Genomic DNA, 11,865 nt, shown 5'->3' on the forward strand with positions numbered 1-11,865 from the left:
GATCCCACGGAGCGGTGTGATGAGTACCGTCCAATCCGGCCACGCGATACGCGAACTCAACCAGATCATCGGCATCGCGCGCGACGGCCACGACATCTACGCCAGAGCCGTCGCCGACGACGGGACGCAGGATCCGCAGTTGAACGCGCTGATGATGCGGATGGCCGCAGCGAAAATGCAGGTCATCGATGGGGTCACGCGGCTGGTGCGCGACGCCGGCGGTCAGCCCGCCCGCCACCGTACCCTGGCCGGCAGCCTCCGTGGCGGCTTCGGCAGGTTGGGCACCGTACTCGGGGATGCGGGCATCCAGTACGCCAGTGAGAGCCAGGCAGCTGAAGCGCGTCTGGTGAGGGCACTCGAAGTTGCCGCGCGCGATGGCGCACTGACGGCACATGCGCGACGAACGCTCAACGGCATGCTGCTGGAGACGCGGCTCGGTTGGGACGACATGCGCCAGGAGGTAGATGACCTGCGGGGCCGGGATGCATAGTCATCCACACCGTCACCCACACCTTCAAGGAAGCACGCGCATTCGTAGCGTCGCGAATCAACAGCGTCGCGAATGAGCTTCGTAGTGAAGGATGAAGGAGATTGAAGGACGCGAGACGTTGAAGGGTGCGGGATGGCGCCGAGTGCGCCTGGTCGCCGTCTGCATGTGAGGGCTGCGCGGATGCGCAGCCCCACCATGCGGCAGACGAATTACTTCTGCTGCGGCTTGTTGCCTGCGTCAGGGGCGTTCTTGGTGTCCTGTTCCTGCTTCTGCTGCTTGGCCTGCGCGTCCTTGCGGTCCTGTTCGGACTGCGGGCCTTTCTGTGCAGCAGCATTCTTGACGTTGTTTTCGTTGTTCTGCATGTTGGACATGGTGTGACTCCAAGGCGACGTGATGTCGCAACCCCAGCGTGGACCTGCCGCTGTTACGCGAGGGTCGCACTGGGATGAGCATCGGGTCAGGGTAGTCTCATGACCAAGTGCTACACCGCGTGGGCGGGACCACCCACGGCGCTGCTGGTCCACAACGTGCCTTCATCCCAGGCGCCGAGTTGGAGGCTGCGGCCGTCGATGTATCAGGATTGGCAGAGTGTCCCGCAATGGTCGCTGCTGAACCCGGCAATGGCCTGCTGCAGGAGCGGAACGTCGCTTGGGTCCACCTGTTCCAGCGCGTCCTTCAACGCGTCACGCACTGGCTGCCGTTGCTCGAGCTGCAGCATCTGCGCGTAAGGCGCCGCCGTCTCTGCCAGCGCATGGACCAGGGTCCGCTTCAGCGTGCTGCCCGCCGGCTGGGCACGCATCACCTCCAGCATCTCCAGGTACTGGCGTTGCGCATTGCGGCGAAGGGTGTCGGTGCCGCCCGGTCCCAAACCGGCGAGCTCTGCGGGCGTTGCAACGGTCAGCCACGTATCCACCAGTGGCTGCATCCGTGCGCCGCACTGCAGCAGGTACGGTAGCAGCAGGCCCAGCTGTGCCTGGAAGCGCTCGGCGTTGCGGTTGCCTTGGCGGGCCTGCTCGCCGGAATGGAGGAGCACGGCGGCTGGCATCGCACCCATGCCGAACTGCATCAACCGGGTGGACAGCGTTACGCCGTACTGGCACGCGTTGGTCAGCAGACTCAGGTCCGCCGTCGCGTAGTCCGGCGCCAGGACGTCGGTCGTGTTGGTCACCGCCGCCAGCAGCTGCATGGCGCGTGGGCTGTCGAGCTGCTCCGGTGCGTTGTCGGCGTCGGCTTGCTGCAGCAGTTGCAGGTAGTCGCGCGTGGCTTCGTACTGCGCCATGAACTGCGGCGGTATGTCATCGGCACGTGCGGGTGAGGGGACCAGCAAGATCACGAGGAGGGCCGCGCCCAGCGGTGTCGGTGCAGACGCACGCGCCGGCCATGCCAGTCGTCGCGTGAGAGAAGAAAACGGGCTGCAACTCATCCGGGGCATGGTCCTTGGATCGATTCGGGCATGGAGCGTAGGTGACCCGGGGCAGGGCGGCAACCCGGTGCGCAGCATGCGTCGCCGGGGCATCCTGCGGGTGCCCGGCAATCGGTTGTCCTCGAATGACGGTTGGGAGATGCAGGCGTGGGCCATGAGCGGTCTGCCTGTGCACACCGCAGAATCGCTTACGGGGGCACAATAGCCAGTCATTCGTTGATCGTTGTTGGAGGTGCCATGAACCGTTTCGTCCTGCTGGGTGTGGGGGCGCTTGCGCTCGCGGCCTGTTCCAAGCCGGCGCCGTCCGATACCGCGACTCCGGCAGAGCCTGCCGCGCCGGCCACGTCGGCCCCCGCTGCCAGCGCGCCCGCCACCCCCGCCAGCCCGACCCTGCAGCCGCCGTCGTTCGATTGCGCCAAGGCGCACTCCGAGGCCGAGCAGCAGGTGTGTGGCGACGCCCGCCTGGCCGCGCTGGACCGCCAGCTGGCCGCGCTCTACAAGCGCGTGCAGACCAGCCCGGACGAGCTGGACATCGCGGCCGAGCAGCGTGGCTGGATCAAGGGTCGCGATGCCTGTTCGCGCGCGGTGGACCCGCACCGTTGCCTGGTGGAGTCCTACCAGACGCGTCTGGTCGAGCTGACCCTCAACGCCGGCGGCATCCAGGTGCCGGCCAAGGTCGAGTACCGCTGCGATGACAACAGCAAGCCGGTGACGGCGGTGTTCTACAACGACATCGACCCGACCGCGGCCGTGATCAGCTGGGGCAATGACCAGGCGATCGTGTTCCCGGTGCCGGTCACCCGCGAGGAAAACAACGGCGGTCGCTGGGGGCGCGAAGGCGTGGACCTGCGGACCCACAACGACCAGACCACGCTGGAGTTCTACGGCACCACGCTGCAGTGTCAGATCGCCAAGTGATGGCGGCCACCGCCGCGTTGCTCAGCGCACGCGGCGGTAGCGCACCTCGTTCTGCCGGTCGCCCACTTCGGTGGTGACGAAGCCGTCGCGGCTCTGGCTGATGTCGAACACGTTGCTGCCGACGTTGAGCTGGCCGCCATTGACCCAGCCGTTCAACGACTGCCCACGCGTCTGTGCGCTCATGCGGCCGTCGCTGTCGATGCGCATGCGGATGTCGGCGTTGAAGCTCGGGTTGTAGCCCTCGAACTCGCCGACCATCCAGTCGGGCACATAGGACGTGTGGCGGGCGCCCTGGTAGTTCTCGTCGTCGTAGCGCGCGTCATCCTTGTTGGCGTTGTGGGCCAACGCGCCGAGAATCGCCGCGCCGATCAATACGCCGGCGGCGACCTTGGCGTCGTGGTTGTCATCGTCATGGCGGTCATCGCGGTCGCTGCCGCCGTGCACCCGGAACGAGGCGCGGCAGCCATCGTCGACCCACACCTCGCGGCGGTCGTAGTCCCAGTTGCGGCCCTGGCGGCAGTCTGCACCGGACAGTTTGCGGTCCAGGGTGACGTAGCCCGCGCGGGGCAGGGCGCAGGATTGATAGCGGTTGTCGCGGCTCTCGCAGGTGACGAAGTCATCCGCGCGCGCGTCTCCCAACGGCAGCATCAACAGCAGGGGCGTGGCCAGCAGCATACGGAAGAGCATGTCGTCGATTCCGGAAGGGAAAAGGAGCGCGTCGCATCGTATGGGAAGCGGGAAACCCCCGTTCCCTGGCACCGACGATGGCCACGCGCACATGAAATCCGGATGAAGATCAACGAGCTGCGCGCCCGGACGGTCGCCGGGCGCCGCAGGTGACTCGCCTCAGGCGCAGGCCGCCAGCGGGTGCTGGAAGCAGGCACGGATCGCGTCGAGCAGCTCGCTCATGCTGTAAGGCTTGGGCAGGAAATGCATGCCCGGGCCGAGCTGAGGCAGCACCACGGAGGGCTCCAGGCCCGAGGTGACCAGCACCGGCAGCCCGGGCTGTTCCTGCTTGACCCGATGCGCCGCCTCGATGCCACTCACCGCGCCCAGGCAGACATCGGTGAACACCAGGTCGAAGCGTTCGCCGGCCTGCAGCAGGCCCAGCGCGGCTTCGGCGGAACTGACCGCCACGACTTCGCAGGCCTGGCTTTCCAGCGCCATGCGGCTCAGTTCGCGGGTGTCTTCGGTGTCTTCGATCAACAGCACGCGTGGTTCGGGATGGTGCTTGGACAACAACATGGAGCGTGGTTCCTGCTTACCCCCGGAGAGGGGCGCGCAAGTATCGCGGGCCGCCGGTGAGGAGACCGTCGACGGCGACCAAATGCCGGGTGAATCGAGGGCGGGATCGTACCGCCCGTAGCGCCCACGGCGCTCAGGCAACGGCCGCCGACCGCCGGCGTCCACGGTGCCAGGCCCACACCAGCCCGACCGCCAACCCCGCCGCCGACAGGCGCAGCACTGTCGCCGGCCAGCCGACCGCGGTGGCCTCGCTGATCACGAAGACGTTCCAGGCCAGGTTGAGCGAGACGTGCAGGGCCAGCCCGCTCCACAGGGTGTAGTCGTCCAGGGTGTTCAGCCAGGCGAATACCAGCCCGCCGATGCCGGTGATGGCGAGCACCTGCAGCGCCATGCCCCCGCCGCCGCCGAACGACCACCAGTGGATCGCACCGAAGATCACCGCCTGCACCAGCGCGGCGGCCAGCCACGGCCAGCGCTGCTGGCGATGGGCGAAGATGAAGCCGAAGCCACGGAAGATGATTTCCTCGGCGAACGGGAACAGCACGCCGAGCATCAGCAGTGCGAGGACATCCTGGGTGGGATTCACCCCGCCCAGCCACCACAGGCCGAGCCAGCACGGCAGGGTCGCCAGCAGGGCCAGTGCCGGGCCCTGCCAGCCATTCCAGCGCAACCCAAGCAGTGCGTGCAGGCGTTGCCCGGGGCGCAGCAGCAGCGCAGCCACGGCCAGCACCAGCAGCACGCCCAGGCCATTGTCGAGGATGGCGCCGCCATAGGGGATCGGCAGCTTCGGAATCGGCGTGCCCAGCCACGCGGCAAGGTCGCGCAGATTGATCGACACGGCCAGGGTCAGCACCACCACGCAGGCGGCCAGCCAGGTGGGCAGGCGGAGGGACGGCATGGGACGCTCCATATCCAGGGACGGCGTGGATTGTTCGCGATTGCCACACCCGCAGCATGGGGCATAGGTCGGGGGGCCATCGGTCATGGCCGCGTTGCACCACGGTCAGGTATGACCGGCTAGAGTGCGGCTTTGCCCCTTGGATTACCGCCCATGCAATGCCCCGTATGCAAGACCCAAGCGCTGCAGATGTCCGAGCGCCAAGGCATCGAGATCGACTACTGCCCGCAGTGCCGTGGCGTGTGGCTGGACCGAGGCGAGCTGGACAAGATCATCGAGCGCTCGGCCGGTGCCGCCGCCCCCGCGCCGGTGCGCGCGGCCGCACCGCCGCCGCCGGCTGCCGTGCAGCACCGTGATACCCGACACCTGGGCCAGCAGCAGTACGGTGACCAGCAGGGCTACCGCAAGAAAAAGAAAGAGAGCTTCCTGTCGGACCTGTTCGACTTCTGATGCACGCCTGCGCTGCGCTCAGGCGCGGCGCAGGATGAATTCCCGGTCGACGCTGTCGCCGACCGGGAAATCGTATTCGCCCACCTTGCTGCAGCCATAGCGCGCATAGAAGCGCTGCGCACCCAGGTTCTCGGACCACACGCCGATCCACAGCGTGCGCCGCTGTGGCTGATCGAGCCACGCCAGGAAGGCGTCCATCAGGCGCGCGCCGTGGCCGCCACGCTGGTGACTGGCGAGCAGGTAGAGGCGTTTGAGCTCGATATCGCCCTCGCTGGCCTCGGCATGCGGCAGGCTGTTGGGCCCTGCGGCGAGATAACCCACCACATGTTCCCCGTCTTCCAGCAGCCACGCCGCGTTGCGTGGATCGGCGAGTTCGTGACGCTGCGGCTCGACCGAATAGTGCCTGTGCAGGAACGCGTGCAGGTCCTGCGGCGGGTAGGAATCGCCGAAGGTTTCGGTGTAGGTGGCGATGGCGATCGCGGAGAGCGCATCGGCATCGGCAACGGTGGCACGGCGGAGGGTCAACATCATGGCGCAAGGCAGGCAGGTGGGGCCGGCAGCTTACGCCATCGCCTCGGGTCGGCCGTGGTTCCGGGTACGTCGGTACCCGGAACCTGTCATGGCGGCTGGATCAGAACCAGACCCGCACGCCCGCCACCCAGCGGGTATCGCGCGCGCGCTCGCCGGCCGCCTCGTGGTAATCAGCGGTATCGCCGAACAGCCGCTCGTGGCTGATGCCGATGTAGGGCGCGAAGCGGCGGCTGAACTCGTAGCGCAGGCGCAGCCCGGCCTCGACCTTGTTGAGTCCCGAACCGTTGCCATACTCCGGTTCGTCCTTGGCCGAGAAACGGGCTTCCACCAGCGGCTGCAGGATCAGGCGGTTGGTCAGCAGCAGCTCGTACTCCACTTCCACCGTGGCCGCGAACTGGCCGCCTTCGCCGACATAGGCCGTGGCAGAGGTCTCGAATTTGTACGGCGCCAAGCCCTGGATGCCGAACGCCGCCCAGGTGCGTGAATCGGCCGGGCGGAAATCCTGTTTCACGCCGACCAGTACGTCCCACCACGGCGACACGCTGCGGCCGTACATCACTTCAAGGTCGGCCGATCCGGTGCGGCCGTCGCTGCGCTCGCCTTCGCTGCGCAGCCATAGCCTGTTGATGTTGCCGCCCACCCAGCCGCTGGCCTCCCACGCCTGGCCGGTACCGTGCTGGCCGTCCCAGTGCTCAAGGCGGTTGACCAGCAGCATGCTGTGGATCTCCGGCGCATGCTCCATCGCGCCGTGGTCGATCGGCGGGAACGCGGCGAGGCGGTCCGCAGCGGTCACGACAGGAATCGGTTCGAGCGGTTCGGTGGGCGCGGGCGCCTTCGGCACGCCATGACCCATCGCGGCGTGGTCCATCTTCGAATGGTCCATCTCGCCGTGATCGGTCGTGCCGTGGTCCATCGTCGAATGGTCCATCTGGCTGTGATCAGTGCTGCCGTGGTCCAGCGTCGAATGATCCATCTGGGCGTGGTCGACGCTGCCGTGGTCCATCTTCGAATGATCCATCTGGGCGTGATCGACGCTGCCGTGGTCCATCTTCGAATGATCCATCTGGCTGTGATCGACGTTGCCGTCATCTGCCGGTGGCGCGTCGGTCGGGGTCGGTGTCGTGGCATGGCTGGCATGGCTGGCATGGCCGGCATGCGACTGCGCCCACGCCGGTGCGGACAAGGCCAGCAGCAGGCCGGCGCTCAGTGCGGACAGCGCGGTGAGAGGCGAGCGGCTCATTCTTCGATCCTCACTTCGCGCATCATGCCCGCTTCCATGTGGTACAGCAGGTGGCAGTGGTAGGCCCAGCGGCCGAGTGCGTCGGCACGTACGCGGTAGGTGCGGCGGGTGCCGGGCGGCATGTCGATGGTGTGCTTGCGCAGGTGGAACTCGCCGTCCGCGTTTTCCAGATCGCTCCACACGCCGTGCAGATGGATCGGGTGCTGCATCATGGTGTCGTTGACCAGCACGATGCGCATGCGCTCTCCGTAGTTCAGGCGCAGCGGTTCGGCGCTGGCGAACGGGATGCCGTCGAAGGACCAGCTGAATTTTTCCATGTGGCCGGTCAGGTGCAGCTCGACCTCGCGGCCGGGATCGCGCCCATCGGGATCGTCGAACAGGCTGCGCATCGCGCCGTAGGTGAGTACGTTGCGGCCGTTGTCGCGCAGGCCGATACCAGGGTCATCCAGCTTGGGCTCGGTGGCCATGCTCTGCATGTCCACCAGCGGGTTGCCTTGCTCGCTGGCCGGGTGACGCGGCGCTTTGGGATCGGTGCCGTGTGCACCGTGGCCCATGCTGGCACCGCAGCCGCCTTCCATGCCCTTCATGTCGTGGCCCGCCATCCCGTTGGAGGCATGGCCCATGTCGTGGCCCATGTCACTCATGGTCAGCAGCGGGCGCGGGTCGCGCGCGGGGATCGGCGCCTGCAGGCCGTGGCGGACCGCCAGCGTGCCGGCGGCATAGCCGGTGCGGCCCATGTCCTGGCAGAAGATGGTGTACGCGCCCTGGCCGCTGGGTTCGACGATCACATCGAAGGTCTCGGCCGGGGCGATGCGGAATTCATCGATGCTGACCGGGTGGATGTACTGGCCATCGGCGGCGACCACGGTCATCTTCAGGCCCGGGATGCGCACGTCGAAATAGGTCATCGAGCCGCCGTTGATGAAGCGCAGCAGCACCTTCTCGCCGCTGCGGAACAGCCCGGTCCAGTTGCCGGCCGGGGCGGTGCCGTTGAGCAGGTAGGTATAGGTGTGGGCGTTGATGTCGGAGATGTCGGTTGGCGTCATCCGCATCCGGCCCCACATGCCGCGGTCGGCGGTGGCCGCGGCCCAGCCGTCCTTGCGGACATCGCGGAGGAAGTCGGGCAGGGTGCGCTTGTAGTAGTTGTCGTATTCGGCAAGCTTCTTCATGCGCCGGAACAGCGCGCCGGGGTCCAGGTCGGTCCAGTCCGAGAGCAGGATCACGTGCTCGCGGTCGACGTGATACGGCGCCGGTTCGAGCGGGTCGATGATCAGCGCGCCGTACAGGCCGGCCTGTTCCTGGAACAGGGAATGGCTGTGATACCAGTACGTGCCCGACTGCTTGAGGGTGAAGCGGTACTGGTAGGCCTCGCCCGGGGCGATGCCGTTGAAGCTCAGGCCAGGCACGCCATCCATGTTGGCCGGCAGCAGCAGACCGTGCCAGTGGATGGAGGTGGGGTGGCCCTGCAGCGTATTGGCGACCCGGATGTTGACCGTCTGGCCTTCGCGCCATCGCAGGATCGGTGCGGGCAGGCTGCCGTTGACAGTGATCGCCGGGCGGGTGCGGCCGGTGAAATTGGCCAGCGATTCGCCGATGCTCAGCTGCACATCATGGCTGCTGAGCACCTGTGGGGCACCGGCAAGGCCGGGGCCGGCGGCGGCGAACGCACGCGGGCTCAGACCCGTGGCGGCCAGGCCGGCGACCACGCCGCCGGCAGCCACGCCCTGGACGAACAAGCGGCGCGACGGCATGGGCGGGGTGCCCGTGCCGGGTGGTTTGGGGAAAGACATTGCAACTCCGGATCTGATTCGAATGGCACACGCAGTGCCGTCAACGCACGCACACCGGGGCATGCGCGCAGAGCATCAGGCAGGCGCTCGCAGAGCGCGGCGGATCAGGCGATCGGAGGGCGGGTGATGCGGTCCAGCGGGGGCATCGGCCGCGACGGATGCGCGGTCAGGATCGGTGCCAGCGACAACGGTGGCGGCGTGGCGATCCACGCGATCTGGACGGTCAGGCTGGGCTGCTGGGCACAGCTGCGCAGGCAGTCCTTGATCTTGCAATGGTCGCCATCGTGCGGGGCCTGGACGCTGGTGTCGGCGGTGGCCATGGCGTCGTGATGGTGCGCGGCAGGCATCGGTGCATCGCCATGGCAGGGCGTGCCGGGTGTGCTGGTTCGGCTCGGTTCGGCCATGGCCAGCGCCATGGGACCGGCCATGGCCACATTCAGCCCGTTGAGCAACAGGCTGAGCATCAGGACGACTCGCAGGAGCAGGCCACTGGCGGACATGGGGCTCACCTTACTGCCAAACCCTGGCGGCCGCACCTGTGGCTGAACGCAGGGTTCAACTCTGGAGCCGGGTCTGCCTGAACAGGCCGGGGCATCAGCCTTCCTCGCGCACGATCTCGACCAGGCGGTCGCCGTAGCGGGCCAGCTTGGTGCCGCCGATGCCACCGACCCGGCCCAGCGCGTCGACGCTGGTGGGGCGCTGTTCGGCGATATTGCGCAGGGTGCTGTCGTGGAAGATCACGAAGGCCGGCACGTTCTGCTCGCGCGCGAGTTCGGCACGCAGGCCGCGCAGGGCATTGAACAGGGCCAGGTCCTGCGGCAGCACCGACAGGCCGGTGCGCTGGCCGCTGCGGTCGCGCTCGCGGGCGGCCTTGGGTGTCTCGCGGCGCATCATGACCTTGCGCTGGCCCTTGAGCACCTCGCGGCTGCCATCGGTCAGGCGCAGCCCACCGTAGGCGCTGCTGTCCACCTCGAGCAGGCTGGAGGCGACCAGCTGGCGGAACACGCTGCGCCAGCTGCGGGCGTCGAGATCCTTGCCGATGCCGTAGGTGCTCAATTCGGTGTGTCCGAACTGGCGCACCTTCTCGTTGTCGCCGCCGCGCAGGATGTCGATCAGATGGCCGACACCGAAGCGCTGCCCGCTGCGGTAGACGCAGCTCAGCGCCTTCTGGGCGGCAACGCTGGCATCCCAGGCATCCGGTGGCAGCAGGCAGTTGTCGCAGTTGCCGCAGGGCTGGGGATAGGTTTCCCCGAACCCGGCCAGCAGGACCTGACGGCGGCACTGCATGGATTCGCAGTAGCCGAGCAGGTGATCGAGTTTGGACCGTTCGAGCGTTTTGCGGTCTTCGCCGGCTTCGGACTGTTCGATCATCTGCTTGAGCAGCACGACATCGCCGAGCCCATAGCAGAGCCAGGCTTCGGCAGGCTCGCCATCACGGCCGGCGCGGCCGGTTTCCTGGTAATACCCTTCCATCGATTTGGGCAGATCGGTATGCGCGACGAAGCGCACGTCCGGCTTATCGATGCCCATGCCGAAGGCGATGGTGGCGCACATGACGATGCCATCCTCGCGCAGGAAGCGGCGCTGGTTGGCGGCGCGTACCTCGGCGGGCAGGCCTGCGTGGTAGGGCAGGGCGTTCATGCCCTCCTTGCACAGGAACTCGGCGGTTTCTTCCACCTTGCGCCGTGACATGCAGTAGACAATGCCGGCTTCCTGGCGGTGGACCTTGAGAAAGTCCAGCAGCTGGCGCTTGGCGTTGTCTTTCTGGACGACGGTGTAGCGGATGTTGGGACGGTCGAAGGAGCTGACGAAGTGCTGGGCGTTGGTCAGGTCCAGGCGTTCGGCGATTTCGCGCTGGGTCGGCGGATCGGCGGTGGCGGTCAGCGCGATGCGCGGGACGTCGGGCCAGCGCTCGTGCAGGACGGTGAGCTGGCGGTATTCGGGACGGAAGTCGTGGCCCCACTGCGAGACGCAATGGGCTTCGTCGATGGCGAACAGGGCGATCCGGCTGCGCGAGAGCAGCGAGAGGAAGCGGCCGGTCAGCAGTCGCTCGGGGGCGACGTAGAGCATGTCCAGTTCGCCGGCGAGCAGTTCGCGCTCGACGCGGGCGGCGGTTTCGCCATCGAGGGTGGAGTTGAGGTATTCGGCGCGCACGCCGAGCTGGCGCAGGGCTTCGACCTGGTCCTGCATGAGGGCGATCAGCGGCGAGATGACGATGCCGGTGCCGTCGCGGAGCAGGGAGGGGACCTGGTAGCAGAGCGATTTGCCGCCGCCGGTGGGCATGAGGACGAGCGCGTCATTGCCGGCGGCGACATGCTCGACGATCGCCTGCTGCGGACCGCGGAATTCGTCGTAACCAAAGATGCGGCTGAGCAGGTCGTGCGCGGGGCGGGAAGACATCGCGCTAGTTTACCTTGCCCAGGCTACGGGCCGTGTCCTCGGATGCCGGATCGGTGTGTAGGAAAGCCGAGGCCGGAGCCAAAGCCGGAGCGGGAGCCAGAGCCAGAGCTGAAGGCGCAAAGCGCCGGGCGTGGCCTCCTACGGGGTTGGCGCGGTGTGGGTGGGTCTGCAGGACCCGCCGTGAACCCGTCCATGGGGGCTCGATGTGCGCCATCCATGGCGCACAACGGTCCTGCAGACCCACCCACACCGCGCCGTCGACACTTGGCTGGTCTTCAAGGGAGAGCCAGTCGAGAGCCAGTCAAACGCAGACAGGCGCCAATCGGCGCCTGTCTGCTGTTACTTGGCTGTTACCTGTTACCGCTTGCCGAAGAGGCCGTTCTGGCTTGCCCAACCGTTCATCCAGATCTGTCTGGCGAGTGGGGGGCCGGCCCAGACGGGAGCGGCAGGGCGCCCAAGCAGGCGCCCCCCAGCCCCCCC

The 11,865-nt window shown here is 67.3% G+C and carries 13 protein-coding genes; 3 read left to right on the forward strand and 10 right to left on the reverse strand.

Annotated elements, in window-relative coordinates:
- The first annotated feature begins 19 nt into the window (after positions 1-19).
- Positions 20-490, forward strand: a complete 471-nt coding sequence (locus ABE483_RS16980; protein WP_346463239.1) for a DUF2383 domain-containing protein — start codon at positions 20-22, stop codon at positions 488-490.
- Positions 491-699: 209 nt separating this feature from the next.
- Here ABE483_RS16980 and ABE483_RS16985 read toward each other — a convergent pair whose 3' ends face one another.
- Both ABE483_RS16985 and ABE483_RS16990 read right to left on the reverse strand, forming a co-directional pair.
- Positions 700-861, reverse strand: coding sequence for a hypothetical protein (locus ABE483_RS16985; protein ID WP_313210433.1), 162 nt, complete (start codon positions 859-861; stop codon positions 700-702).
- 203 nt (positions 862-1,064) lie between these two features.
- Entirely contained in the window at positions 1,065-1,823 is a 759-nt protein-coding gene (locus ABE483_RS16990; protein WP_346482090.1) for a hypothetical protein, read from the reverse strand.
- Positions 1,824-2,150: 327 nt separating this feature from the next.
- Between ABE483_RS16990 and ABE483_RS16995 the strand changes: the two genes are divergently transcribed.
- Complete coding sequence (locus ABE483_RS16995) at positions 2,151-2,831, forward strand: lysozyme inhibitor LprI family protein (protein ID WP_346482091.1); 681 nt, start codon at positions 2,151-2,153, stop codon at positions 2,829-2,831.
- A 21-nt stretch (positions 2,832-2,852) separates the two neighbouring features.
- Here the strand turns inward: ABE483_RS16995 and ABE483_RS17000 are convergent, their stop codons facing one another.
- The 3 genes from ABE483_RS17000 to ABE483_RS17010 form a co-directional block, all read right to left on the reverse strand.
- Positions 2,853-3,518 (reverse strand): DUF3011 domain-containing protein, encoded by a 666-nt coding sequence (locus ABE483_RS17000; protein WP_346482092.1) that lies wholly within the window; start codon positions 3,516-3,518, stop codon positions 2,853-2,855.
- Positions 3,519-3,677: 159 nt separating this feature from the next.
- A complete protein-coding gene (locus ABE483_RS17005; RefSeq protein ID WP_313210441.1) occupies positions 3,678-4,076 on the reverse strand; it encodes a response regulator in 399 nt (132 codons plus the stop codon).
- Positions 4,077-4,209: 133 nt separating this feature from the next.
- A complete protein-coding gene (locus tag ABE483_RS17010) occupies positions 4,210-4,974 on the reverse strand; it encodes a CPBP family intramembrane glutamic endopeptidase (RefSeq protein ID WP_346482093.1) in 765 nt (254 codons plus the stop codon).
- Between the two features lie 153 nt (positions 4,975-5,127).
- Here ABE483_RS17010 and ABE483_RS17015 point away from each other — a divergent pair, with 153 nt between their 5' ends.
- Complete coding sequence (locus tag ABE483_RS17015) at positions 5,128-5,424, forward strand: zf-TFIIB domain-containing protein (RefSeq protein ID WP_088432901.1); 297 nt, start codon at positions 5,128-5,130, stop codon at positions 5,422-5,424.
- Between the two features lie 18 nt (positions 5,425-5,442).
- On the opposite strand, the gene ABE483_RS17020 is transcribed toward ABE483_RS17015, so the two are convergent.
- From ABE483_RS17020 to recQ, 5 genes are all read right to left on the reverse strand, one after another.
- The gene (locus tag ABE483_RS17020) at positions 5,443-5,955 is read right to left on the reverse strand and encodes a GNAT family N-acetyltransferase (RefSeq protein ID WP_346482094.1); all 513 of its coding nucleotides are present in this window, start codon (positions 5,953-5,955) and stop codon (positions 5,443-5,445) included.
- Positions 5,956-6,055: 100 nt separating this feature from the next.
- Positions 6,056-7,195, reverse strand: a complete 1,140-nt coding sequence (locus ABE483_RS17025; RefSeq protein WP_346482095.1) for a copper resistance protein B — start codon at positions 7,193-7,195, stop codon at positions 6,056-6,058.
- Positions 7,192-8,985 carry a copper resistance system multicopper oxidase gene (locus tag ABE483_RS17030; protein WP_346482096.1) on the reverse strand — a complete coding sequence of 598 codons (1,794 nt, stop codon included), beginning with the start codon at positions 8,983-8,985 and terminating at the stop codon, positions 7,192-7,194. Before ABE483_RS17030 ends, ABE483_RS17025 begins: the two co-directional genes overlap by 4 nt.
- A 104-nt stretch (positions 8,986-9,089) precedes the next feature.
- Positions 9,090-9,485 carry a CopL family metal-binding regulatory protein gene (locus ABE483_RS17035; protein WP_313210454.1) on the reverse strand — a complete coding sequence of 132 codons (396 nt, stop codon included), beginning with the start codon at positions 9,483-9,485 and terminating at the stop codon, positions 9,090-9,092.
- Between the two features lie 94 nt (positions 9,486-9,579).
- Entirely contained in the window at positions 9,580-11,385 is a 1,806-nt protein-coding gene (gene recQ, locus ABE483_RS17040) for a DNA helicase RecQ (RefSeq protein WP_152151915.1), read from the reverse strand.
- Between the last annotated feature and the right edge of the window lie 480 nt (positions 11,386-11,865).

The organism is Stenotrophomonas sp. TWI602, from assembly GCF_039674045.1.
Classification (GTDB): Bacteria; Pseudomonadota; Gammaproteobacteria; order Xanthomonadales; family Xanthomonadaceae; genus Stenotrophomonas.